The sequence below is a fragment of the Microbacterium sp. MAH-37 genome, from assembly GCF_009758255.1.
Lineage (GTDB): Bacteria > Actinomycetota > Actinomycetes > Actinomycetales > Microbacteriaceae > Microbacterium.
In genome coordinates, this window is record NZ_WSEN01000008.1 from 309,471 (window position 1) to 335,002 (window position 25,532).

The 25,532-nt window shown below is 70.4% G+C and carries 18 protein-coding genes; 6 read left to right on the forward strand and 12 right to left on the reverse strand.

The window, feature by feature from the left end:
• Position 1 precedes the first annotated feature (1 nt).
• Genes GON06_RS11850 through GON06_RS11860 form a run of 3 tightly spaced genes read right to left on the reverse strand, consistent with a single transcriptional unit; the run spans position 2 to position 3,062 of the window.
• The gene (locus GON06_RS11850; protein ID WP_157312497.1) at positions 2-820 is read right to left on the reverse strand and encodes a carbohydrate ABC transporter permease; all 819 of its coding nucleotides are present in this window, start codon (positions 818-820) and stop codon (positions 2-4) included.
• Positions 817-1,791: a carbohydrate ABC transporter permease gene (locus tag GON06_RS11855; protein ID WP_332837457.1), complete on the reverse strand. Its 975-nt coding sequence runs from the start codon at positions 1,789-1,791 to the stop codon at positions 817-819. Before GON06_RS11855 ends, GON06_RS11850 begins: the two co-directional genes overlap by 4 nt.
• Positions 1,788-3,062, reverse strand: coding sequence for an ABC transporter substrate-binding protein (locus GON06_RS11860; protein ID WP_157312498.1), 1,275 nt, complete (start codon positions 3,060-3,062; stop codon positions 1,788-1,790). Before GON06_RS11860 ends, GON06_RS11855 begins: the two co-directional genes overlap by 4 nt.
• Positions 3,063-3,229: 167 nt before the next feature.
• On the opposite strand from GON06_RS11860, the gene GON06_RS11865 reads away from it, so the two are divergent.
• On the forward strand, positions 3,230-6,121 hold the full coding sequence (locus GON06_RS11865; RefSeq protein ID WP_157312499.1) for a glycoside hydrolase family 2 TIM barrel-domain containing protein: 2,892 nt from the start codon (positions 3,230-3,232) through the stop codon (positions 6,119-6,121).
• 52 nt (positions 6,122-6,173) lie between these two features.
• On the opposite strand, the gene GON06_RS11870 is transcribed toward GON06_RS11865, so the two are convergent.
• A complete protein-coding gene (locus GON06_RS11870) occupies positions 6,174-7,385 on the reverse strand; it encodes an acid phosphatase (RefSeq protein WP_157312500.1) in 1,212 nt (403 codons plus the stop codon).
• 94 nt (positions 7,386-7,479) lie between these two features.
• On the opposite strand from GON06_RS11870, the gene GON06_RS11875 reads away from it, so the two are divergent.
• On the forward strand, positions 7,480-10,164 hold the full coding sequence (locus GON06_RS11875; RefSeq protein WP_332837459.1) for an ATP-dependent RNA helicase: 2,685 nt from the start codon (positions 7,480-7,482) through the stop codon (positions 10,162-10,164).
• 39 nt (positions 10,165-10,203) lie between these two features.
• A complete protein-coding gene (locus GON06_RS11880) occupies positions 10,204-10,782 on the forward strand; it encodes a VanZ family protein (RefSeq protein ID WP_332837460.1) in 579 nt (192 codons plus the stop codon).
• A 4-nt stretch (positions 10,783-10,786) separates the two neighbouring features.
• Here the strand turns inward: GON06_RS11880 and GON06_RS11885 are convergent, their stop codons facing one another.
• The 4 genes from GON06_RS11885 to GON06_RS11900 form a co-directional block, all read right to left on the reverse strand.
• Positions 10,787-12,052, reverse strand: a complete 1,266-nt coding sequence (locus GON06_RS11885; RefSeq protein WP_157312502.1) for an MFS transporter — start codon at positions 12,050-12,052, stop codon at positions 10,787-10,789.
• A 97-nt stretch (positions 12,053-12,149) separates the two neighbouring features.
• The gene (locus GON06_RS11890; protein ID WP_332837462.1) at positions 12,150-12,884 is read right to left on the reverse strand and encodes an ABC transporter permease; all 735 of its coding nucleotides are present in this window, start codon (positions 12,882-12,884) and stop codon (positions 12,150-12,152) included.
• Positions 12,881-13,642, reverse strand: a complete 762-nt coding sequence (locus tag GON06_RS11895) for an ABC transporter ATP-binding protein (RefSeq protein ID WP_157312503.1) — start codon at positions 13,640-13,642, stop codon at positions 12,881-12,883. Before GON06_RS11895 ends, GON06_RS11890 begins: the two co-directional genes overlap by 4 nt.
• A 37-nt stretch (positions 13,643-13,679) precedes the next feature.
• Complete coding sequence (locus tag GON06_RS11900) at positions 13,680-15,176, reverse strand: L-serine ammonia-lyase, iron-sulfur-dependent, subunit alpha (protein ID WP_332837463.1); 1,497 nt, start codon at positions 15,174-15,176, stop codon at positions 13,680-13,682.
• 325 nt (positions 15,177-15,501) lie between these two features.
• Between GON06_RS11900 and GON06_RS11905 the strand changes: the two genes are divergently transcribed.
• The 3 genes from GON06_RS11905 to GON06_RS11915 all read left to right on the forward strand — a co-directional run bounded on the left by GON06_RS11905 (position 15,502) and on the right by GON06_RS11915 (position 19,721).
• Entirely contained in the window at positions 15,502-15,954 is a 453-nt protein-coding gene (locus GON06_RS11905; RefSeq protein WP_157312504.1) for a hypothetical protein, read from the forward strand.
• A gap of 6 nt (positions 15,955-15,960) precedes the next feature.
• Complete coding sequence (locus GON06_RS11910) at positions 15,961-17,439, forward strand: multicopper oxidase family protein (RefSeq protein WP_157312505.1); 1,479 nt, start codon at positions 15,961-15,963, stop codon at positions 17,437-17,439.
• 116 nt (positions 17,440-17,555) lie between these two features.
• Positions 17,556-19,721: an alpha-galactosidase gene (locus tag GON06_RS11915; protein WP_332837464.1), complete on the forward strand. Its 2,166-nt coding sequence runs from the start codon at positions 17,556-17,558 to the stop codon at positions 19,719-19,721.
• On the opposite strand, the gene GON06_RS11920 is transcribed toward GON06_RS11915, so the two are convergent.
• The 4 genes from GON06_RS11920 to GON06_RS11935 all read right to left on the reverse strand — a co-directional run bounded on the left by GON06_RS11920 (position 19,690) and on the right by GON06_RS11935 (position 25,513).
• Entirely contained in the window at positions 19,690-21,138 is a 1,449-nt protein-coding gene (locus GON06_RS11920; RefSeq protein ID WP_157312506.1) for a sensor histidine kinase, read from the reverse strand. The two genes, GON06_RS11915 and GON06_RS11920, sit on opposite strands and share 32 nt — an antisense overlap.
• Positions 21,135-21,875, reverse strand: coding sequence for a response regulator transcription factor (locus GON06_RS11925; RefSeq protein WP_232528426.1), 741 nt, complete (start codon positions 21,873-21,875; stop codon positions 21,135-21,137). The genes GON06_RS11920 and GON06_RS11925 overlap by 4 nt, the downstream gene beginning before the upstream one ends.
• Positions 21,876-22,175: 300 nt before the next feature.
• A complete protein-coding gene (locus tag GON06_RS11930) occupies positions 22,176-24,260 on the reverse strand; it encodes an ArnT family glycosyltransferase (protein ID WP_157312507.1) in 2,085 nt (694 codons plus the stop codon).
• On the reverse strand, positions 24,257-25,513 hold the full coding sequence (locus GON06_RS11935) for a bifunctional glycosyltransferase family 2/GtrA family protein (RefSeq protein WP_157312508.1): 1,257 nt from the start codon (positions 25,511-25,513) through the stop codon (positions 24,257-24,259). Before GON06_RS11935 ends, GON06_RS11930 begins: the two co-directional genes overlap by 4 nt.
• Positions 25,514-25,532 lie beyond the last annotated feature (19 nt).

The window sequence follows — 25,532 nt, forward strand, 5'->3', positions numbered from 1 at the left end:
ATCAGTCCTTCAGACCGGAGTTGATGTCCGCGTTCATGATCTGACGCTGGAAGACGGCGAACAGGATCACCATCGGGATCAGCGAGATCACCGAGGCCGCGAGAAGCACGGACCAGTCCACGTTGTCCGCACCCACGATCGAGCGCAGCGCGACCTGCAGGGTGTACTGCGAGGGATCGCGGAGCACGATCAGCGGCCAGATGTAGTCGTTCCACCGCCACTGGAAGGAGAAGATCGCCAGCACGACGGCGATCGGCTTGGCCAGTGGCAGCATGATCCGCCAGAACGCACCGAACTCCGAGACTCCGTCGATGCGAGCCGCTTCGAGCAGTTCATCGGGGACGGTCTTGAAGTACTGACGGAACATGAAGATGCCCGTCGCGGTGACGATCGACGGCACAATGATGCCGGCGAGCGTGTTGTAGAGACCGAGGTCGCGGACCACCGCGAACGAGCTCGGCATGATCACCTCGGTGGGCAGCATCGTGGTCGCGAGGATGCAGATGAAGAAGGCCTTGAGCCACCACGCCTTGTACTTCGCGAAGGCGTATCCGGTCATCGCGCTGACGAACACCGTCAGTGCAGTGGTGACGACCGCCACGATCGAGGTGTTCAGGAAGTAGCGTGCGAAGTCGAATCTGTTCCACGCCGTCTCGTAGCCGCTGACAGTCCACTCCTCGGGGAACAGCCGCAGCGGCAGGCTGAACAGCTCGGAGCCGGGCTTGAAAGAGCTCAGGATGAACCAGGCGACGGGGATCACGAAGCACAGGGCGAGCAGCCAGAGCACGATCGTGCTCGGCAGGAAGCGAAGGCGTTTCATGCGAGATCGTTCCTCTTGTCGAAGCGCATCTGGATGACCGCGATGATGATCAGAATGACCATCAGGACCATGGAGGCAGCACTGGCGTAGCCGATGTGCGCCCGCTCGAAGCCGGTGCGGTAGATGTACTGCACGATGAACATGTTCGAGGTGCCAGGGCCTCCGCCGTTCAGCGCCTGCACCATCGCGAACTCCTTCATCGAGCCGATGGTGGTCAGCAGGACCACCATGAAGGACGTGGGCCGCAGCAGAGGCACAGTGATCTTCATGAACCGCTGCCAGCCATTCGCACCGTCGATCTCCGCCGCCTCGAGGTAGGACTGCGGGATGTTACGGATCGCGGCGATGAACAGCAGCATGTTGAATGCCGTGCCACCCCAGGTGCTGACGATGAGGATGAGCACCAGCGCGAGCGTCGGATCGGTCTCCCAGTTGGGTCCGTTGCCGCCGAACAGCTCGATCAGATAGTTGACCATTCCGAAGTTCTCGCCGAACAGCCACTTCCAGATCACACCGGCGACGATCGGCGAGATCAGCCACGGCAGGAAGAAGATGATCCGCGAGGCGGTCTTGCCCTTGGCGAGCGTGCTGGTGAGCAGCATCGCGATGCCGAGCGCCGCGACGAAGTGCAGCGGCACCGAGAGCACCGTGTACAACACGGTGCGGCCGAGCGCAGCGTAGAAGTCCGAGTCCTGGAACAGGTCGGTGTAGTTCTCCAGGCCGATGAAGCGCGCGATCCCGACACCGGTGTAGTCGGTGAAGGAGTACCACAGGCCGAGCGCGCCGGGCCAGACGAAGAACAGCAGGAACAGCACCACCGAGACGGCGATGAACAGCAGCGGGGCGAGGACGAAGCTCGTCGAACCACCCCGCCGGGGGCGGCGCGCGCCGCGCGCGCCCCGCCCCACGGTGATGGCCGCAGAAGTCTCCGCGCTGCGCCCATCGACGGTCCTGGTGGTGGACGTGGTCACTTCAACGCGCCCAGCTGATCGGTGAACTGCTCGTTGATGTTCGAGATCGTCTTGTCGACGTCCTGCTCACCGTTGAGGTACTTCACGGTCTCGTCGCGCACCGGGTCGCCCTCGGTGCTCACACCCTGTGCGCCGTACTGCAGCTCCATGGCCTTGATGTCACCGACGATCGCCGGCGAGGCGGCGATGTCGCGGTTGTACACGTCGAACGCGTCTGCGTGAGCGGCGTAGGTGATGTCGAGGCCGTCGACAGCGGGGATGAACGAGGAGGTCTCGGACAGCTCCGTGTAGTTCTCCGGCTCGTACAGCCACTTCACGAAGTCGTGGGCCGCCTTCTGCTGCGGTCCGTCGAAGACGACGATGGATGCCGCGTTGCCGAAGTTCGTCGCGCGCTCCTTCTCCTGGGGCATGTAGACCGACGCCCACTCGAAGTTCTTGATGTTCACGGCGAAGTCGGCGATCTGCCAGGAGCCGGAGACGTACGAGACGACGTCGCCACTCTTGAACAGAGCATTCGGGTCGGCGTCCGACAGCCACACCGAGCGGGGCATGAACTTGTCATCGTTCAGCCCGTTGAAGAACTCGAGGGAGCGCTTGGTGTCGTCGTTTGTGCTGAAGGTGCCGTTCTTGTCGGGCTGGAAGTAGTCCGACCCGAATTCGTACATCAGTGCCTTCAGCCGGTGCGAGGACTTGTCCATCACCATGCCGTAGGTGGTGCCGGTCTTCTGCTGGACCTGCTCGACCGCGGCGACGTACTCGTCCCAGGTCCAGATGTCGTCCTCGCTGGTCGGGTAGGCGACACCGGCCTGGTCGAACAGCGTCTTGTTGATGAACAGGCCGACCGCGGTGATGTCGGAGGGGAGTGAGATGACCTTGTCGCCGTCCTTGTCGGCCAGGTCGGTGCGGATCTTGCTGCCCTTGGTGATGTCGGTGAGGTCGGTGGTGGCGTTGCGCCACACCGGGTCGACCGCTCCGACGCGGGCCAGCGCGGGCAGGTCGTTGGCCTGTGCCGCATTGCTGAGCTTGGTGGGCAGGTCGTCATTGGCGATGTCTACGATCTGGACCTTGACGCCGGTCTCCTTCTCGTACTTCTCCGCCATGTGGGCGTAGCCGCCGCCCTGGTTCGCGTCTCCCGAGAGGAAGAACTGGAGCGGCTTGTCGGAGGCGGCCTCGTCGGAGGAGCCGCTGCAGCCGGCGAGGGCGATGGCGGTCGCGGCCACTGCGGCGATCGCGACCGCGATCCGCAGCGGGGTCTTACCTGAACGCTTCATTGGTGTTCCTTTCACCCGGCGGGCCGGGCCAACGTCATTGTCAAGGTTCTCTAACGTTTACGGTGCTGTGATGACGACCGCGCATCGGGTTCTGAGGGCGGGCGCTGATATGATGTTAGGACATTATTGCAAAGTTGACAACGGCATCCTGAACGGCTGAGGAATCCATGGATATTTCGACCACCGGCCCCGGCGTCGGCTCGCTCCCCGCTCGCTCGCGCCTGCACACGGATGCCCCGCAGCAGTCGCTCTGCGGCACCTGGCGCTTCCGCGTCTCCCCCTCGCTCCGCAGCGCCCCCGACGACTGGAGCTCGGCAGACACCGCGGACTGGCACGGCATCACGGTGCCGGGGCACTGGAACCTGCAGGGCTTCGGCTCACCCGCGTACTCCAACGTGCAGATGCCGTTCCCCGTCGATCCGCCGCATCCGCCGGACGCGAACCCGATCGGCGACTACCGCCTGTCCTTCACCGCCGCCGCAGGACTGTTCGCACATCCGGCACAGTGGCTGAGGTTCGACGGCATCGAATCGGCGGCGGAGATCAGACTGAACGGGGTTCCGCTCGGAACCACCCGGGGAAGTCGCCTGACCCACGAGTTCGATGTGACCGGCATCCTCCTCTCCGGTCCGAACGAGCTCGCAGTGCGCGTCGCGCAGTTCAGTGACGCCACGTATCTCGAGAACCAGGACATGTGGTGGCTTCCGGGCATCTTCCGCGAAGTGACCCTGCTCGCGCGCCCTGCCGACGGCATCCGCGACGTGTTCGCGCGCGCCGACTTCGACCACCGCACCGGCGTCGGCATCCTGCATCTCGACGTGGACGCGCCCTCCGGCGCGCGAGTGCTCATCGACGAGCTGGGCGTCGATGAACCGGCATCCGGCGTCGTGCCCGTCGGCTCCGTCGAGCCGTGGTCGGCGGAGCATCCGCGGCTCTACGACGCCGTCATCCGCACCGGCTCCGAAGAGGTGCGGCTGCGACTCGGCTTCCGGCGTGTGGAGGTGCGTGACGCGCAGTTGCTCGTGAACGGCGCGCCGATCATGCTGCGCGGCGTCAACCGCCACGAGCATCGCGCGCGGCACGGCCGCGTGTTCGACCCGGAGGTTGCGCGTGCCGAGCTCCTGCTCATGAAGCAGCACAACATCAATGCCGTGCGCACGTCGCACTATCCGCCGCATCCGGACGTGCTCGACCTGTTCGACGAGCTCGGATTCTGGATCATCGACGAGTGCGACCTCGAAACGCACGGCTTCGAGCACGTCGGCTGGCGGGGCAATCCGAGCGCCGACCCCGCGTGGCGGGATGCGTTCCTGGACCGCATCCGGCGCACCGTCCGGCGCGACCAGAACCACGCGAGCGTCATCATGTGGTCACTCGGCAACGAGTCCCACACCGGGGCGAACCTGGAGGCCATGGCGCGCTGGGTCCGCGAGACCGACCCCAGCCGTCTCATCCACTACGAGGGCGATCGCGAGAGCCGGTACGTCGACGTGTACTCCCGCATGTACGCGCCGCACCACGAGGTCCGCGAGATCGGGGAGGAGACGCTCAGTCCCGCCCCCGCGGATGCGACTGCGGCCGAACTGCACCGGCGGACGCTGCCCTTCCTGCAGTGCGAGTTCGCGCACGCCATGGGCACCGGTCCCGGCGGACTTCAGGAGTACTGGGACCTGTACGAGGAGTTCCCCCGGATCGCCGGAGGGTTCGTCTGGGAGTGGATCGAGCACGGCATCGCCGTCGACGATCAGGACGGCACGACCCGCATCCTGTACGGCGGCGACTTCGGCGAGGTCGTGCACGACGGGAACTTCGTCATCGACGGGCTGGTGGACGCCGAGCGCCGCCCCCGCCCCGGACTGCTGCATTACGCCGCGGTGATCGCACCGGCGACGGTGGACGTCGCCGACGACCGTCGCAGCGTGGTCATCGGCAACCGCTACGACTTCCTCGACCTCTCGCACGTGCAGCTGCGCGTGACCCGGGTCGTCGACGGCGAGACCGCCGGAACCTGGATGCTGCCGATCGGCGACTGCCCGGCCCGCACCTCGGTGCGGGTGGACCTTCCGGACGAGTGCGGCGGCACCTCGGACGCGCGCATCGCCGATGTGCTGACGGTCGAGGTCGTGACCTTGGAGCCCACTGCCTGGGCTGCCGCCGGCCACGTGCTGGCGAGCGGTCAGCAGCTCCGCGAGGGGATTCCGATCGCGCCGCAGCCCGATCACCGCTCGGTCGGCGCGGAGCAGGTCGGCCCCGCTCGTCTCGACAGCACCACCGGCCTGCTCACGGGCCTGGGAGAGCTCAGGCTCAGCGGCCCCCGGGTCGGGCTCTGGCGCGCGCCGACCGACAACGATCGAGACCTCGGCGACGACGAGCCCGATCTCCCCTCCTACGCGGAGCGCTGGCGGAGCGCGGGGATCGACCGACTCATGACGCGGCTGCAGGAGATCACCGCCTCCGACGCCGAGCTGCTCGTGCGCACCCGCACCGGCACGCCGATCCTGGACAGCGCCGTCGACGCACGGTTCTCCTGGACCCCGGCAGGAGACGGCGTGCGGCTGGACGTGCAGATCGACCCGAACGACACCTGGACCACGGAGTGGGCGCGGCTGGGGCTGGATCTCGTGATCGACGGCGCCCCGCTGGGCGCCGAGATCGCCGGGTACGGACCGATGCCGAGCTATCCCGATCTGCGCGCCGCGGCCCGGTTCGGGTGGTGGAGCCTCGGCGCCGACGATCTCACCGTCGACAACGTGCGCCCGCAGGAGAGCGGCTCCCGCACGGGCGTCCGCGACGCACGGATCCGCACGGACGGGGGCGTCCTGCACGTCTCGACGCTCGGTGGGCCGTTCGCCCTGACGGTGTCGCCGCACAGCCGCACTGCGCTGGCGAGCGTCGCGCACAACTGGGAGCTGCCGGACGAGGGGCGCACCTTCGTGTCGATCGACATCGCCCAGTCCGGCGTCGGCACGGCCACCTGCGGGCCCGGCGTGCTCCCCCGGCACCGCCTGCCGGCCCGGTCCGGCACGCTGTCGCTGCTGCTGCGGTTCGAGGCGGCCTGAGAGATGCGAACGGGGTCGCGGGTCATCCGCCCGCGACCCCGTTCGTCTTTGGTCAGGAGCCGAAGCCGGCCACGTGCACCGTGCCTTTGCCGTCGACGGTCACGTGCGCGCTCATCGCCGCCGCCAGGTCGATCCGCTGCCAGGACGACGTGGACGCCACGCTCAGGTCGAGCGGGTAGCCGGAGCCGATCGCCGTCTGCTCGAGCACATCGATGCGCTGCGACTCGGTCAGTTCCGGGTGGCTCGAGATGAGCAGTGCCGCAGCGACGCGGGGCACGTCCATCGGCACACCGGCCGCGCCGATGCGCTCGAAGCCGTACGTGAGGCGGTCCCGATAGAGCTCATCGGCATCCTTCGTCTTCATGTACGACGTGTCCTGCGCGATGCACACCTTCAGCGCCGCACCGCAGTCGGCCTCGAGAACGGCGTGCAGCTCTGCGCTCGCCTGCTCCAGCAGTGAGCGGAACTCCGGGTCGGCCCAGCGCTTCGCGATCGACGCCTGTCCCATCATCCGTCCGCCGATGATGTCGAGCGGGTAGTGCATGGCCATCACGACGCGATAGTTGCCCGACTCCGAGGTGCGGGCGAGGATCTGCGGCGAGAGCTCGGGCAGCAGCGTGGCGAGCAGAGTGCCCTGCCAATACGCCTGGTTGGTGTGGCCGCTCGGGTAGGAGCCACTCGTCGAGCTGTACGCGTCGCCGCCCTCTTTGTCGCGGTAGACGACCTGGTCCGGAGCGACGACGTAGGGGCGGTCGTAGTCGAAGTAGTTCTTCGAGGGCGTGGTCGACTCGCTCTGCGCGCGCCCGCCGTCCTTGTGGATCAGAGCGACGGTCTTGGGCAGACGCCCCTCCTCCCAGGCCTCCTGGTAGATCGCGCCGAGCTTCGCACCGAGCGCGTTGCCCATCGTGTACGACATGTCGCCGTACTCGTCGACGATCGCGGCCGCCGACTCCTCGGGGGTGGCGTCGTGATTGATCTGCAGGGTCTTGGTCAGGTTCTCGTCGAGCACCTCGGGATAGCTGGTCTGGAGGGTCGTGAACCCGGAGAGCAGCGGCACGTAGTCGACCGTGCGGTCCGACTCGTACACCCGGTCGAGCTGAGCCTGGGTGAACGGCGCCGACGTCGCAGAGGGAGCTGGGGACGGCTTCGCCGCCGGGTGGCTCCATTGCGCTCCGCCGGTCAGGGCGATCGATCCGGCGATGACCAGCGCGGCCAGCGACGCGGGGCGGACGGCGCCGAAGAGTCTCATCGGTGAGTGCGGCATATCGTGCTCCTTTTCATCGTTGAATTGCATGGACATACTATTGTCCATACATATTTCGGAGCAAGGGGAGTCACCGATCCGCGAGACTGGACGGGTGACTTTCGACCTGGCGAGGATCGGCGACGGACTCGCGTTCGCCGCGGCCCTCGACGACCTGGGCGCAGCGCTCGACGCGAGCTCGGCCGTCGTCGTGAGCTCTCCGCCGGGCACAGGAAAGACCACGCTCGTCCCTCCCCTGCTCGCGTCCCGCACGGCGGGGCGGGTCATCGTCACGCAGCCGCGGCGGGTCGCCGCCCGCGCCGCTGCGCGACGACTCGCACAGCTCGACGGCTCGCCGCTCGGCACCCGGGTCGGGTTCACGGTCCGCGGCGAGCGCTCCGTCAGCCGGGACACGCGGATCGAGTTCGTCACCGCCGGCGTGCTGCTGCGGCGGATGCTGGACGACCCGGGCCTCGACGGCGTGGACGCGGTCGTCATCGACGAGGTGCACGAGCGCGCGCTCGAGACCGACCTCCTGATCGGGCTGCTCGGAGAAGTGCGCGAGCTCCGCGACGACCTGGCGCTGATCGCGATGTCGGCCACCCTCGACGCGGCGCGCATCGCCGAGGTGATCGGCGACCCGGCTCCCGTCCTGGAGCACACCGTACCCGCCCACCCGCTCACCGAGCGCTGGGCACCGAGCCCGGTGCCGCGGCTGGACGAGCGCGGTGTCACACGCGGCTTCCTCGACCACGTCGCCCGCACCGCGGCATCCGGCGCGCGCGAACTCGCCACCGGCGACACCCTGGTCTTCGCGCCCGGCGCGTGGGAGGTCGCCGAGATCGCCCGGCGCCTGCGCGACGAGGCCCGCGGGTTCGACGTGCGCGAGCTGCACGGGCAGATCCCCGCCGCCGAGCAGGACGCCGTGATCCGCGGCCGTGCACCGGGCGCGGAGCCCCGCATCATCGTGACCACTTCGCTGGCCGAGTCCTCCCTCACCGTGCCCGGCGTGCGCCTGGTCGTCGACAGCTGCCTGTCGCGCTTCCCGCAGCGCGACTCCGGCCGCGGGATGAGCGGGCTCGTCACCGCCGGCGCCGCACGGTCGTCCTGCGTGCAGCGCGCCGGACGTGCCACACGGCAGGGCCCCGGCGTCGTCATCCGCTGCGTCGACGAGCGCACCTACGCCGCGGCCCCGGCACGCCCCACTCCTGAGATCGCCACCGCCGACCTCGCGGATGCCGCGCTGCTGCTGGCCTGCTGGGGTGCGCCGGGCGGCACCGGGCTGAGGCTCCTTGACCCGCTGCCCTCCGACGCCCTGGGCGAGGCGCAGACCGTGCTGCACGACCTCGGCGCGACCGACGACGACGGTCGCGCCACGACGGAGGGCCGCGCGCTCGCCCGCATCCCGGTCGATCCCCGGCTGGCACGCGCACTCATCGAGGGCACGGAACTGGTCGGCGCCGAGCTCGCCTCGGGCGTGGTCGCTCTGCTCGGCGGCGACATCCGCGTGCCCGATGCCGATGTGGCCGCAGCGATCGTCGCGCTGCGAGGCGGCCGCGGTCCGGATGCCCGACGCTGGGCTGAGGAGGCCGAGCGTCTGCGGCGCTTCGCGCCGGCCTCCCGCGGCTCCGGTCGCAACGGACGCGGGTCCGCAGCCGAGACACCCGCAGCGAGTGAGACCGGAGCACCGGGGGCGCCGACCCTTCACAGTTCCGGTCGCAACGGACGCGGGTCCGCAGCCGAGACACCCGCAACGAGTGAGACCGGAGCACCGGGGGCAGGGCGGCGGGGCGGCGTCGACGATGCGGGGCTCGTGATCGGACTCGCGTTCCCCGGGCGCATCGCCCGGCGAGTCGAGCAGACCGCCGACGGCGCCGTGTTCCTGCTGGCGTCCGGCACCCGCGCGGGCGTGCGCGGGCCGCTCGCGGGCGCCGAGTGGCTGGCGGTCGCCGACGTCGCCCGCGCATCCGGCAGGGCCGCCGCCGGCTCCGGGGCGCTCGTCCGCGCCGCCGCCGTCATCAGCGAGGAGCATGTCGAGCGCGCCGCCGACCACCTGATCACCGACCGCGTCGACGCGGAGTTCGTGAACGGCCGCGTCGCCGCCCGCCGCGAGCGCCGGGTCGGCGCGATCGTGCGCTCATCGGTCCCCGTGCGCGCGGCGGCCGACGAGGGGCGCGCAGCGGTGGAGCGTGCCCTGCACCGCGACGGCCTCGGCGTGTTCACCTGGTCGGATGCCGCGGACCAGCTGCGCCGCCGCCTCGCCCTGCTGCACCGCGCCATCGGCTCCCCGTGGCCGGACATGTCGGATGCCGCCCTGGCCGACGCCCTCGACTCCTGGCTCAGTCCGGAGATCGACGCGCTCGCGACGGGAACCCCGGCGGGCCGCATCGACCTGGCATCCGCTCTACGCCGGCTGTTGCCCTGGCCGGCCGCCGTGGACTTCGACGCCCTCGCGCCGGAACGACTCGAGGTGCCCAGCGGATCCCGCATCCGCATCGCGTACCCGCCCGCCGACGACCCGACCGCCAGACCGGTGGTCGCCGTGAAGCTCCAGGAGTGCTTCGGCTGGGCCGAGACGCCGCGTCTGGCCGGCGGCCGCGAGCCCGTGCTGTTCCACCTGCTCTCCCCCGCCGGACGGCCGCTCGCCGTCACCGACGACCTCGCGTCCTTCTGGTCGGGTCCGTACGCGCAGGTGCGCGCCGAGATGCGCGGCCGGTATCCGAAGCATCCGTGGCCCGAGGACCCGTGGGCCGCGGCGCCGACGCGCCACACGAAGAACCGCGCGGCTCGCGAGGGCTGACTCGAAGCCGGCTCCGAGGATGCCGCGAGAGGATGCACTGTGCCCTCCTCGTCCCCGAACCGATCGCGCCGCCGTCGCGGTGTCCTGCTCGGCGCGTTCACGATCTACCTCGTGCTGCTCGCGTGGGTCGTGCTGTGGAAGCTCGAGGTGCCGTGGATCGGCGAGGCGGCGGGGCTGGACAGACCGGTCAAGCTGGTCCCGTTCGTGGCGAGCGGGGACGCCGGCGCGAACTCCCCCGCAGAGATGACGATCAACCTCGTGCTCTTCATCCCCTTCGGGCTGTTCCTCGGAGCGCTCGCTCCGAAGTGGTCCTGGTGGCGGGCCGGTCTCGCCGCGCTCGTCGCCAGCCTCGCACTCGAGATCGTGCAGCAGCTCATCTCGACGGGCAGCTTCGACACCACCGACCTGATCGTCAACACCGCCGGCGCACTCCTCGGCTGGGGCGTGTACGTCCTCGTGCGCAGGGCGGCGGGCCCGCGCACGCCGGTCGTCATGTCCCGTCTCTGCATCACGGTCTCGGCCCTCACCCTCGTGGCCGTCGCGGTGTTCGTCGTCTCGCCGTTCCATTACGGCCCGCAACGCGACGTCGTGGTCGAGCGCACGAGCCCGACCCCGTGAGCACTCACCGCGCGGGCGAGGCGCCGGCGGCGCGCGCCGGCTGCGGAGCCTCGTCCGGCAGGCGCTGGACCCTCGGAAGCCGCGAGACGAGCGCGACGACGAGCTGAGCGGCGAAGACCACGGCCGCCGCCACCAGGCACCAGTCGAGTCCGACGACCGCCGAGACCAGCGCCGCCAGCCCTGCACCGAGGGGACGTGCACCATAGGTCGACACGATCATCAGCGAGGACACCCGTCCCAGCAGCGGCAGAGGAGTGACGGCCTGACGCAGCGCCGTCGTCGAGATCGCCCACAGCACGGGACCGAACCCGAACAGGAAGAACGACACGAACACGATCGGGGAGGACGGGATCCAAAGAGTGGACATCAGGATGACCGCCGCCAGGAATCCGCAGATCGGCCCGACCATCATCAGACCGCCGAGCGGCAGCCTGTCCGACAGCCGGCGCACGGCGAAGGCGCTGAGCAGTCCTCCGGCGCCGGAGATGCCGAGTGCGATGCCCACGGTCGCAGGAGTCATCCCGACCCTGTCGATCGCGTGCACGACGAAGACCGCCTGCACGAGGAACCAGCCGATGTTGAAGATCATCGAGGTGAGGATCATCGGTCGCAGCAGCTCGTGCCGGAGCGCGAATCGGAGTCCCTCGTCCAGGCTGCGGAGCGCGGGCTCCCGTTGCGTCGGCGCCGGGCGACCGGGCAGGGCGAGCCGGGAGAGCAGGACGACGGCCGCACTGCACACGACCGTGGCCACGATGAACGCCGTGCTCGCCCCGGCGAGCGACACCAGTGCCCCGCCCAGCGCGGGCCCCGCGATGTAGGCGGTGCTCCGCCCCAGTTCGATCCAGCGGTTCGCATCGACCAGGCGCTCGCGGTCGACCACAGCCGGCACCGTCGCGGGAACAGCCACGCTGAACGCGACTGTGCCGATCGCCCCGATCAGCCCCAGGGCGAGGAGCGCCGGGAACGTGAGCGCGTCGACCAGAAGCAGCACGACGACGCACAGCAGGGTCAGCACCCGCAGCATCTCGGCCCCCAGCAGGAAGCGACGCGGAGAGAAGCGGTCGACCAGCAGCCCGAAAGGGATCGCCAGCAGCAGGAACGGCAGCGTCTGCGCCACCTGCAGCAGCGCGGTCTCCGTCGCTCCCGCACCGAGGATCATCACCGCCGCGAGCGGGGCCGCCGCCAGCGCGAGCTGCTCGGCGGAGAGGGTGAGCGCGCTCGCCGACGACAGGCGGGTGAAGGCGGCGGGGAGAGACGAGCGGGTCGGCATGCGTCGATTCCAGCAGCGGGGAGCGCCGGATGCTGGCGGAAATCAGACCTCACGCGCCGCCGGAGCGACCTGTCGCGGCGGCGCCTCCGTGCTTCCGCTACGGCGTCCGGCGGCGCAGCGTCAGCGGCGCGAGCACCAGGAACGCCACGGCGAACGCGACCACGATGAGCACGGGCTGCCAGACGTCCCATCCCTCGTCCCCTGCCGTCACCGCACCTGTCGCATCGATCGCATGGCTGAGCGGCAGCCAGTCCGAGATGGCGTAGAGGACGTCGGGCATCTGGTCGCGGGGCATGAACAGCCCGCCCAGGATGATCTGGGGGAAGACCAGCACGGGCATGAACTGCACCGCCTGGAACTCGGTCTGCGCGAATGCGCTCGCCAGCAGGCCGAGGGCCGTGCCGAGAACGGCGTCGACCACCGCCACCAAGCCCAATTGCCAGAGCGGCCCGTCCACCGTCAGTCCGCACACGTACACCGCGAACGCCACAGTGATCGCGGCCTGCAGCACCGCCATCAGGCCGAACGCCAGCGCGTAGCCGAGGATGAAGTCGGCCTTGCCGAGCGGCGTCGTCATGAGCCGTTCCAGCGTGCCCGACCGGCGTTCGCGCAGGGTCGTGATCGAGGTGATCAGGAACATCACGATGAACGGGAACAGCGCCAGGATCGCGCCACCGAACTGGTCGAACACGCCATCCTGGTCGGTGAACAGCCAGGCGAACAGGCCGACCAGCAGGCTCGGCGCGACCAGCATCAGCGCGATCGAGCGCGGGTCGTGCCGCAGCTGCCCCAGCACGCGCCCGGCGGTCGCGAACATCCGGCGCGGGTTCACGACACGGCTCCCCGCTGCGAGCGCCTCGTCGGCGGATGCTCCTTCTCGTCCCGCGCGATGAGCGCGAGGAAGGCGTCCTCGGCATCCGGTTCGCCGGTGTCCTCCAGCAGCGCGGTGGGCGTGGTGTCGGCTATCAACCGGCCGTCGCGCATGAGCAGCAGCCGATCGCAGCGCCGCGCCTCGTCCATCACGTGGCTCGAGACGATCAGCGTGGTCCCGGCATCGGCGATCCGCCGGAACATGCCCCACAGCTCGCTGCGCAGTACCGGGTCCAGACCGACGGTGGGTTCGTCGAGCACCACCAGCTCGGGTCTGCCGAGCAGCGCCGCGCCCAGCGACACCCGGCCCGCCTGTCCGCCGCTGAGGTCCACCACCTGCTGCTTCGCGTGGTCGCGCAGACCGACCTCGTCGAGCACCCGGTCGACGTCGCCGTGCGGGGCGCCGAGGACGGAGGCGAAGTACTGCAGGTTCTGCCGCACGGTCAGGTCGCTGTACACCGCGGCGCCCTGCGTGCCGTACGCCACCCTGTCGCGCAGTGCGCGGGAACCTGCCGGCTCGCCGAGCACGGTGACCGTGCCGCCCTTCACCTTCTGCACGCCTACGATCGCGCGCAGCAGCGTGGTCTTGCCGCATCCGCTCGGCCCGAGCAGTCCGGTGATCTCGCCGCGCGGGATCGTGACGTCGAGCCCGTCGAACACGGTGCGGCGCCCGCGCCGCACCGTCAGCGCGTCGACAGTCACCGCTGCAGCATCCGTCATGGGTGAATTATCGACCCACCGGAGATGCGGCGGGGGCTCAACACTCGATGACGTTCACCGCGAGGCCGCCCTCGCTGGTCTCCTTGTACTTCGTCGACATGTCGAGGCCGGTCTGGCGCATGGTCTCGACGACCGCGTCGAGCGACACGTAGTGGTGGCCGTCGCCCCGCAGCGCGAGCCGTGCGGCGGTGACCGCGGTGGATGCCGCGATCGCGTTGCGCTCGATGCACGGGATCTGCACCAGCCCGCCGATCGGATCGCAGGTGAGCCCCAGGTGATGCTCCATGGCGATCTCGGCGGCGTTCTCGATCTGGCGGACCGTGCCGCCCATGACGGCGGTCAGCCCGCCGGCGGCCATCGCGCACGCCGACCCGACCTCGGCCTGGCACCCGCCCTCGGCACCCGAGATCGACGCGTTCGCCTTGAACAGCGAGCCGAGTGCGGTCGCGGTCAGCAGGAAACGACGGATGCCGCGGCGGCGGTTGGCCTCGGCGACCTCGTCCGGGTCCTCGATCGCGCCGACCGCGACCAGCGAGGCCTCTGCGCCGAACCCGAGCAGCGCGCTGCCGACCAGCTCTCCATAGGGAGTGACCGCGTTGCCCGCCCCGAGCCCGGAGTCGGCGAGGAACCGCCACCAGTACATCGCGACGGCCGGCAGGATGCCGGCCGCGCCGTTGGTCGGCGCGGTGACGACGCGGCCGCCCGCGGCGTTCTCCTCGTTCACGGCCAGCGCGAACGCGCCCAGCCACTCGCCCGGCACCTGCGCGTGTCCGTCGGACTCGGCTGCCTCGAGCTGCTCGCGGATGTCGGATGCCCGCCGCCTGACCTTGAGGATGCCGGGCAGTGTGCCGCCGTTGTGCAGGCCCGCATCGACACACGAGTACATCGCGTCCCAGATGGCGTCCAGCCCGGCCGCGACCTGCTCCTCGCTGCGCGTCGCCATCTCGTTGGCGCGGGCGATCTCGGCGATGGACAGCCCGTTCTCGTCGCACAGGGCGAGCAGCTCCTCGGCGCTGTCGTACGGGTACGGCTGCACCGCGGCCGAGACGCGCGCCTCCTCACCGTCGCGACGGATGAAGCCGCCGCCGATCGAGTAGTAGGTCTGCTCGAGCACGGGCGCGCCGTCGGCGTCGAGCGCGTGCAGGGTCATCGCGTTGGGATGGCCGGGCAGGCGGGTGCGCGGCACGAACGAGATGTCGTCCTTGGCGAACGGGATGCGTCGCTCTCCCGCGAGCAGCAGGTCGCGCCCCTCGGGCCACTCGGTCCAGAGCGCACGCACGTCATCCGGGTCGCAGGTCTCGGGGTGCAGGTCCTGCAGCCCCGCCAGCACGGCGTCCGGCGTCCCGTGGCCCAGTCCGGTCGCCCCCAGCGAGCCGAACAGCTCGCACGTGACGCGCTCGACCTTCTCGAGCAGACCGCCGGCGCGCAGCCGTGCGGCGAAGTCGACTCCGGCCCTCATCGGCCCGACGGTATGGGAGCTCGAGGGTCCCACACCGATGGAGAACAGGTCGAAGGCCGAGACGTACGCAGTCACCCCTCAAGGCTACGCCGTTCGGAGGTGCAGTGTGACATATCACGAGCAGAATGCTCAACGAGCGTCGGGACCGGCGCGCCGATCGCCTTCCCCGGCTCGTCACCGGCGCACAACGCGAACGGCTCGGCGATGATCGGTCCCCGCGCGCCGCGGTTCCGCGCATCCCCCAGAGAATGTGGGGGTTTCGCCCGCTTCCCTTGACCACCGGATGCCGCGGGCGTTGACTCTCGACATCCGCCGGTGAGCCCACCGACGGTTCTTCCACCGCGTGACTCTCCCCAGCGCGAAGTGCGTTCGTCGCACGCCGAACGACAGGAGTGTCGCCATGAGAACCACCTACAAAGTGCTCGCCTACACGATCCTCGTGCTGGTCGCCGTCCAGGCGTCCATGCACGCCTGGGCCTCGGCGGGCCTGGTCTCCTTCCTCGCCGGAGGAGGGACGATCGACTTCACCTCGGAGACGCCGCCTGCGGTGCCGGAGTTCCTCGGCATCATGGTGCACGGCATGAACGGCATGTACGTGATCCCGATCGTCGCGATCGTGCTGCTGATCGTGTCGTTCTTCGCGAAGATCCCGGGCGGCACGCGACGGGCCGCGATCGTGCTGGGGCTGGTCGCGCTGCAGGTCACGCTGGGCGTGCTGGCGCACTCGGTGAGCTTCCTCGCCCTGCTGCACGGAGCAAACGCCATCCTGCTCGCCTCGTTCGCGTTCTTCGCGGGCTGGCGGGTGTCGCACCCTGCGAAGACCCCGGCGGCACAGCAGCCGGCCATGGTCTGACCCGCGATGGCGCGACGCACGCGCGTCGCTGCGGTGATCGGCTCCGTCCTGGCGGCGGGGCTGATCACCGCGGCGGTCTGGGGATGGGCCGCGAGCCGGCTCCCCGACTCGTACTCGGCGATGCAGATGGGGACAGCCGAGTACGGCGGGGGGCCGGCTCCGGCGCATGCCCAGCACGACATGGACATGCCGGGCATGGACATGGGGGGAACGGAGGTCAGCGAGCTCATCGCCGACCCGGATGCCCCGGCCGACGTGCACGTCGAGCTGACCGCGCGCGCGGAGAAGGTGAGGATCCCGGGAGCCGAGCCGTTCGACGGGTTCACGCTGAACGGCTCGACGCCCGGCCCTGTCATCCGGGCGATGCAGGGCCAGCTGGTCGAGGTGGTGCTGCGCAACGATGACGTTCCGGACGGCGTGACGCTGCACTGGCACGGCGTCGACGTGCCGAACGCCATGGACGGCGTCGCCGGTGTCACGCAGGACGCGGTGATGCCCGGCGGGACGTTCACGTACCGCTTCGTCGCCGATCAGGTCGGCACCTACTGGTACCACTCGCATCAGATCTCGCACACGCAGGTGGTGGGCGGGCTGTTCGGGGCACTCGTGATCACGCCGAAGGCGGATGCTGGGAAGCCCGATGCCGTCGCGGTCGTGCACACGTACGACGGCAGCATCCGCACGGTGAACGGCGCCGTCGGCGACGTGCACGCGGACGCCGCAGTCGAGGGCGAGCTGCGCGTGCGGATCGTGAACACCGACAACAGTCCGGTCTCGGTCTGGGTGCCCGGCCTCCCGTTCCGCGTGCTCGCGGTCGACGGCGCCGAGGTCCATGAACCGGGTGCGATCACGGACCGCAAGGTCACGATCACCGCGGGCGGCCGGGCCGATCTCGGCATCCGCGTGCCGCCCGCGGGCGCGACCGTCGCACTGCCCGGCGCTTCGTTCGCCATCGGCGACGGTGAGCCGCGCACCGGCGCGCAGCCGTCTCAGGCGGTGGACATGCTCACGTACGGATCGCCGGCGCCGCTCGGCTTCGATCCGGGGAAGCCGGACCGCGAATTCCACTACGACATCGGGCGGATGCCCGGATTCCTCGACGGCCGTCCCGGTCTCTGGTGGACGATCAACGGGGGCATCGTCCCGAACGTGCCGATGTTCATGGTGACCGAGGGCGACATCGTGGTGATGCGCATCTCGAACGGCAGTGGCGAACTGCATCCGATGCACCTGCACGGACATCACGCCGTCGTGCTGTCGCGCAACGGCGTCGCCGCGACCGGCAGCCCCTGGTGGGTCGACTCGCTGACCGTCGAGCACGGCGACACCTACGAGATCGCGTTCGTCGCCGACAACCCAGGCATCTGGATGGACCACTGCCACAACCTGCCGCACGCGGCCGAGGGGCTGATGACCCACCTCGCCTACGAGGGCGTCACGACGCCGTACCGGATGGGCCGGGCGACGGGGAACACTCCGGAGTGAGGTCGGGTCGTCGATTCACGGGCTGCGCCGAACAAGGTTTCACGGGCTGCACCGAATAAGTTGGAGGCAGAGCCATAACCCCCACCTCGAGTCCACCCCGCATAAGGAGCCAGGCCGTGACCGTCTCAGCAGACTTCATCCATCTCAGGGACGCCGACGTCTCGCTGGTGCTCGACCGCCGCGGACCGCACCTCCCGCGGATCGTGCACTGGGGGCGCCGGCTGCGCGACGCCGACGACGACGCACTCACCCAGCTCGTCACCGCGGGGGCGATGGGGAACCGCGCACACCGCGCCGATGATCCCACCGACCTCACCGTCGCCCCCGCGTACTCGGACGGATGGCCCGGCCGCCCTGCCCTCTCGGGAAGCCGGGACGGCACCGGCTTCGCGCCGGCCTTCGCTCCCGTCGACGTCGTCGTCGATCCGGCCGAACCCGGCACCACGGAGTCCGTCACGATCATCGCCGCCGATCCCCTCGCCCGGTTGGAGCTCCGGCTCCGGTTCCAGCTGCTCGTCGGCGGGCTGCTGCGCACCGCGATCTCGGTGCGCAACGACGGCGACTCCGACTACGCGCTCGAGGGAGTCGAGTCGATCGTGCCGGTGCCGCGCCAGGCCGACGAGATTCTCGACTACACCGGGATGTGGATCAGGGAGCGATCCCCGCAGCGCACCGCCTTCACGTTCGGCCAGCATGTGCGGGACTCTCGATTCGGCCGCTCTCACGATGCCTCATCGGTGCTCGTCGTCGGCACACGCGGCTTCTCCGCCACGTCGGGCGAGGTCTGGGCCGCGCACCTGGGCTGGTCGGGCAACACCCGGATGTTCGCCGAGCAGGTGGCCCCCTCCGGCATCCGCGTGGTCGGCGGCGGCGAGCTGCTCCTGCCCGGCGAGGTCGTGCTGTCCCCCGCGGAGGAGTACGAGTCGCCGTGGCTCTACCTCGCGTACGGCACCGGGACCAACGGCGCCTCCGCCAAGTTCCACGACTATCTGCGTGCGATCCCGTCGCACCCCCGAGGCGAGCGCAAGGTGACGCTGAACGTATGGGAGGCGGTGTACTTCGACCACGACCTGGAGAGGCTGCGCGGCATCGCCCGGCTGGCCGCCTCGGCCGGCGTCGAACGATTCGTGCTCGACGACGGCTGGTTCCTCGGACGCCGGGACGACCGAGCCGGCCTCGGCGACTGGGAGGTCGATCCGGACGTCTGGCCTGACGGACTGCACCCGCTCATCGACACGGTCCGCGGCCTGGGCATGGAGTTCGGCCTGTGGGTCGAGCCCGAGATGGTGAGCCGCGACTCCGAGTTGGCCAGGCAGCATCCCGACTGGATCATGGGGGTGCCCGGACGCGAGCCCGCGACCTCCCGGTCGCAGTGGGTGCTCGACCTCGGCAACCGGGACGCATGGGAGCACGTGCTCGGCCGTCTCGAGGCGCTGCTCGACGAGTATCCGATCTCCTATCTGAAATGGGACCACAACCGCGACCTCATCGACTCCGCCTCCCCCGGCGACGGCCGGGCGACGGTGCACCGCCAGACCCGTGCGCTGTACGAGATGCTCGACGTGCTACGGGAACGGCATCCGGAACTCGAGATCGAGAACTGCGCGGGCGGCGGAGGGCGCATCGATCTGGGCCTGATGACCCGCTGCCAGCGGGTGTGGGCGTCGGACACGACCGACCCACTGGAGCGGCAGCGGATCCACGAGGGCACCTGGATGCTGCTGCCGCCGGAACTCGTGGGGGCGCACATCGGCTCCCCGCAGTCTCACACCACACGGCGCACCCACTCGCTGCCCTTCCGGGCGGGGACGGCGCTGTTCGGTCACCTCGGCATCGAGTGGGATCTCGGGCAGGCCGACGAAGAGGAACTCACCGCTCTGCGCGGATGGGTGCAGTTGTACAAGCAGTTGAGACCGCTGCTGCACAGCGGCGCGGCCATCACGGTGGACTCCCCCGATCCGGCGCTGCGCGTGCACGGCGTGCTCTCGACGGACGGCACGGACGGGCTCTTCGCCGCCGTGCAGCTGGCCACCTCCGTCGCCGCGTCGTCCGGACGGGTGCGGCTGCCCGGCCTGCGCGACCACGCCACCTATCGCGTCGAGGCGGTGCCCGCGCCCCTGCTCGAGGCCGGCTCGGCGTGGTCGCAGGTCCCCTGGTGGCCAGGTCCACTGACCCTCACAGGCGACATGCTGGGCTCCGTCGGCCTCGAGGCGCCGACCCTGGATCCCGAGTCGCTCGCCCTGTTCCGCGTCACTCTGACGGAGGCGCGACCGGCAGACTGACCACGAAGGTCGCGCCCGCTCCGGGCACCGCCTCGATCGTGCCGCCGTGCGCCTCGATCACAGCGCGCGAGATGGCGAGGCCGAGGCCGGTACCGCCGCCGTCCTCCCGCGACCGCGAGGCGTCGCCCCGGGCGAACCGGTCGAACACGGCGAGGTCGTCCGGCAGCCCGGGGCCGTCGTCCACGACCGTGAGCGTCACGGCACCGGCATCCGTCGCGATGCGGACCGACACGGTGGTGCCGGGCGGGGTGTGCTGGCGGGCGTTGCCGAGCAGGTTGTCGACGACGCGGCGCAGGTCGGCGGCGTCTCCGCTCACGATCGCCGGCTCCTCGCCGAGCTCCATCGTCCAGGCGTGATCGGGTGCGGCGATCCGCGCGGCGACGACGGCCTCGGCCACCAGCATCCGCAGATCGACCTCGGCCCGCGCCATCGCGGGCAGCGCGTCGAGCCGGGCGAGGGTGAGCATCTGGTCGATCAGCGTGCTCATCCGGGTGCCCTCGGCGTCGATCAGCGCGGCGTTGCCGCGCATCTCGTCGGGCTCGGCCCCTGCGCGCTCGGACAGCTGCGCGTAGGCGCGGATGCTGGTGAGCGGCGTGCGCAGCTCATGGCTGGCGTCCGCGACGAACCGCCGCATCGTGGACTCGCTCGCCTCGCGCTGCGCCAGCGCCTGCTCGACGTGATCCAGCAGGTCGTTCAGCGCCGCGCCGACGTGACCGACCTCGGCAGTGGAGGCGATGTCGTCCTCGGTGACGCGCTGTGCGAGGGACACTTCGCCGCGTCCGAGCGGCACCGAGGTGACCTCGGACGCCGTGCTCGCGACGCGGCGCAGCGGGCGCAGCGCACGGCCCATCGCCAGCGCGGCGGCGAGAATCGCGAGCAGGATGCTGGCGAGCCCGACCAGCACGACGACGAGGGTCAGCCTGCCGGTCGCCGCGGTGACGGGCTCCATCGGCATGCCGGTCACCACGACAGCGTCTTCCGTCGCCGTGCGCGCCGCGACCCGGTAGGAGCCGAGGTCGCCGCCCAGGTCGACGGTCTGCGGCGTCGCGCCGACGGGCACGGATGCCAGGGTCTGCTGCTGCTCGGTGCTGAGGTCGTGCCTGGTTCCGTCGGCGTCGATCCAGCCGCCCACGGCGAATGCGTCGTCGCGGAACACCGCGGTGACCGTGCCCGGCGACTGGCCGGGAGCTCCGACCAGATCGTCGCGGGCCGGCGGCTGCGGGGCGCCGGGCGGCCGCGGGCGGCCGACCATGTCCGCACCGCGCTGCGCGGCTCCGGTGAGACGCTCGTCGAGTTGACCGAGCAGGTAGTCGTTCAGCGAGACCACCGACACCACGCCCACGATCACGCTCGCCGCGGCGACGAGGGCCGAGGCGATCAGCACCACCTGCAGGCGCAGGCTGCGCGTACGGGTCATGTCGCCGCCTTGAGCACGTAGCCGACCGTGCGCACCGTCTCCAGACGCACCGCGTCGCTCGCGGCGAGCTTGCGCCGCAGGCTCGAGACGTACACCTCGACGAGATTGGAGTCGGTGCCGAAGTCGTACCCCCAGACCGCCTCGAGGATCTGCGGCCGGCGCAGCACACGGCCCGCATTGTTCGCCAGCAGGAGCAGCAGCTCGTACTCGGTCGCGGTGAGGTCGAGCGGTGCACCGGCGAGAGTCGCGGTGACGGCGGACCTGTCGATCTCGAGGTCGCCGACGTGCAGCACGGATGCCGCGGGGCGGGCGATCGCCGCGGCGGTGCGGGCCAGCACCCGCACCCTGGCCTGCAGCTCCGGCACCGCGAACGGCTTCGTCAGGTAGTCGTCGCCGCCGGCGCGGAGCCCGGCGATCCGGTCGTCGTGCCCGTCCAGCGCGGTGAGGAACAGCACCCTGACCTCCGGCCGGACGGCACGGATACGATCCAGCGTCTCGAGGCCGTCGATGCCCGGCATCATGATGTCGAGCACGACCACGTCGGGCTGGAACTCGCGCACCGCGAGCAGCGCGTCGCGGCCGCGGTTCTCGATGCGCACCTCCCAGCCGTCGACGCGGAGGGAGTTCGCGACGGCTCCGGCCAGGGGAACCTCGTCGTCGACCACGAGCACCCGCGCCGCCGTCCCGTCGGCGCGGAGCACCGGCGGAAGGCCGAGCGAGTCGCCTGCCATGGTCATGAACCGATCCTTGCGCACGGTCATCTCCTTTCGCGAGCGCCACCTGCGCCTCAGTTCGTCACATTCCTACGGCGCCGCCGCTCAGGTCGCATTCCGTCCCGCTCTGCGCGCCGGATACCGGGACGAAGCGCGACCTGAGCGACGAGGCGAGTCGGATTCCGGGACGAAGTGTGACCGGAGCGACTCGGCGAGCTCGGGTCGCGTCGTCCCGCTTCGACAACGCCAGGCCCGCTCAGGTCGCAGTCCGTCCCGCTCTGCGCGCCGGATACCGGGACGAAGCGCGACCTGAACGCGCCCGTTTCAGCGACCGGTGGTTGCGGCGGTCAGGTCGTAGACCGTCACACCGCCGACGGTCTGCGCGGTGAAGTTCGCCTCGACCCAGGACTGGATGTCGGAGTCGCCGCCCATCCCCATGCCGCCTCCAGCGATGAAGAAGTGGATGCGGCCCTCGTCGACGTACTGCTGGAACTGCTCCAGCATCGGCGACGGGTCGCTGCCGTTGAAGCCGCCGATCGGCATCACCGCGTCGCCGGTCGCGAGCTGGTAGCCCGCCGCGGACTGCGATCCGACGGTCGCGGCGACCCAGGTGTAGTCCGACGCGTCCTGCTCCAGCAGTGCCCGCAGCGCGGAATCGACCTTGGACGCCTCGAGCAGGCCACCGGCGCCGCCACCGCGCATCCCGCCTTCGAAACCACCCGGAATGGTCGGAGGCGTGCCGCCGTCCTGCCCCGTGCCGTTCTGACCGGGGAAACCGCCGTTCTGACCGGGGAAACCGCCGTTCTGGCCCGTGCCGTTCCCGCCCGGGACGCTGCCGCCGCCGGGCATCCCGCCCTGCGTGCCGCCGGGGCCGCCCTGGCCGCCGGGCGCCCCGTCACCGCCGAAGCCACCGCCGGGGCGGCCGCCCATGACGCCCTGAACCGACGGTCCCGCGGTCACGATCGACCCGGAGTGCCCCGTGCCCACGGTCTGCAGCGTGTACGCCGCCGGAGCGAGCAGGCCGCCGACGATCAGCGCGGCTGCTGCCGATGTCGTGAGCGCCCGCGAGCGCGACGGCAGCATCACGAGCACCGCGCCGGCCACCGACACCACGGCCACGACGACCTTCAGCCACGGCATCCAGCTGCTGGAGCGCTCCAGCAGCACCCAGGCCCAGCCGGCGGTGATCACCGCGGTCGCGGCGAGCAGGATGCGGGTCCACAGCCGGTCGCGATGCCGGAACACCACCACGGCGCTCGCGCCGAGCAGCCCCGCCAGCGGAGCGGCGAGCGCCACCGTGTAGTAGGCGTGGAAGATCCCCGCCATGAAACTGAACGCGACCAGCGTCACGGTCAGCCAGCCGGCGAAGGCGACCAGCAGGATGCGCCGCGGATCGCGCCGCGGAGCGCGCCCGATCAGCACCATCGCACCGGTGAACAGGATCAGCGCGGCCGGGATCAGCCACGAGATCTGCCCGCCGATCTCGTTCAGGAACAGCCGGAACAGCCCGGTCTCGCCCCAGCCGTTGCCGCCGCCCACGCTCCCGGTCTCGTTCCCGGTGATGCGACCCAGGCCGTTGTAGCCGAAGGTCAGCTCGAGGAAGCTGTTGCTCTGCGAGCCGCCGATGTAGGGCCGAGCGGATGCGGGCACGAGCTCGACGATCGCGACCCACCAGCCCGCCGACACGATCACCGCGCCGAGCGCCGCCAGCAGGTGCCAGAGCCGCTTCAGCAACGGCGCTCCGGCGAACCCGAAGTACACACCGGCGAGCACGGGCAGCACGAGGAACGCCTGCAGCTGCTTGGTGAGGAACCCGAAGCCGACCGCGACGCCGGCCAGCAGCAGCCAGCGCAGCCTTCCGCCGTCGATCGCGCGCAGCGTGAGCGCCACCGACGCGGTGAGCAGCAGGAGCAGCAGCGCGTCGGGGTTGTTGAACCGGAACATCAGGGCGGCCACCGGGGTGAGCGCGAAGATCCCCGTCGCCAGTAGCGCGGCGCCCGCGCCGAGGCGCTTCCGGACGGTGAACAGGATGATGGCCGCCGTCCCGACGCCCATCAGCGCCTGCGGCAGCAGGATGCTCCACGAACTGAGACCGAAAACGCGAGCCGACAGCTCCATCACCCACAGCGAGGCCGGCGGCTTGTCGACGGTGATCGAGTTCCCGGCATCCGACGAGCCGTAGAAGAACGCGACCCAGTTCTGGGTGCCGGCCTGCACGGCCGCCGAGTAGAACGCGTTCGCCCAGCCGCTCGCGGCGAGGTTCCAGACGTAAAGGATGCCGGTGAGCAGCAGCGCGCCGGCATACGCCGGGATCTCCCAGCGGGCGCGGGCGTGCGCCGTCGGCACCGCCTCGGCGGCGGGAGGGGCCGGGGCGAACCCCGGGGGCACGGGCAGTGATGCGGTGGTCATGATCGATTCGCCTCCTGAGCGAGCATCTGGTGTCTGGTGGACAGGGTCTCGGGCCGCAGGTCGGGTGGTGGCACCGAGCGGTCGCGGAACACCCACAGGCGCAGCAGGGCGAAGCGCAGCACGGTCGCGACGAGGTTGGCGACGGTGAGCACCCCCACCTCGAGCAGCGGTCCCGGATCCGGGTACGCTGCGTGCAGCAGCATCAGCGAACCGGAGGTCAGCGCCCACGCCATTCCGAACACGACAAGGCCCTGCAGGTGATGCGTCGCCACTCGCGAACGTCCCCGGAAGCCGAATGTGAACCGCCGGTTCGCCGCAGTGTTCGCGACAGCTGTGGTCAGCAGCGCGAGGAAGTTGGCCACCTGCGCGGACAGGAACGCCTGGAAGATCAGGTACACGAGCGCATAGGCCAGCGTCGAGAGCACCCCGATCACGCCGAAGCGCAGCACCTGCGCGAGCAGCGGCACCGCGGGCTGCTCGAACGGATGCCGCCCGAGGCCACGGTAGATCTCGTCGACGGGGATGCGGCCGCGGGCGAGGCTCATCCCGACGCGCGCCATGCCCTTCAGATCGGCGGTCGCGGTCGCGACCACGTCGACCGAGCTGTGCGGGTCGTCGATCCAGTCCACCGGCACCTCGTGGATGCGCAGCCCGGAGCGCTCGGCGAGGATGAGCAGCTCGGTGTCGAAGAACCAGCCGTCGTCCTCGATGTAGGGCAGCAGCCGGCGCGCGGCATCCGCCCGGATCGCCTTGAACCCGCACTGCGCGTCGCTGAACCGCACCCCGAACGTGCCGCGCAGCAGCGCGTTGTACGACCGCGAGACGAACTCGCGCTTCCCGCCGCGCACGATCCGCGAGGTGCGCGCTAGGCGCGAGCCGATCGCGAGGTCGGAGTGGCCGGACAGCAGCGGGGCGACCAGCGGCCGCAGCGCACGCAGGTCCGTGGACAGGTCCTCGTCGAGGTAGACGAGCACGCGGGCCGGCGATGCCGACCAGACCGCCTTCAGGGCCCGGCCACGTCCCTTCTGCGGCAGGTGGACGGCGACGACTCGGTCGAGGGTCTCGGCCAGGTCATCGGCGATCCGCGCCGTGGCATCCGTGCTCGCGTTGTCGGCGATCGTGATCCGCCAGGTCGCGGAGTCGTCCTCTCGGAGATGCGCATGCAGCAGCGCGATGCACTGCGCGAGCGTGTCCTGCTCGTTGTACACGGGCACGACGACGTCGAGATCGAGGGGCGTCTGCGAGGAGGTCATACGACCATGCTCGGCAGGC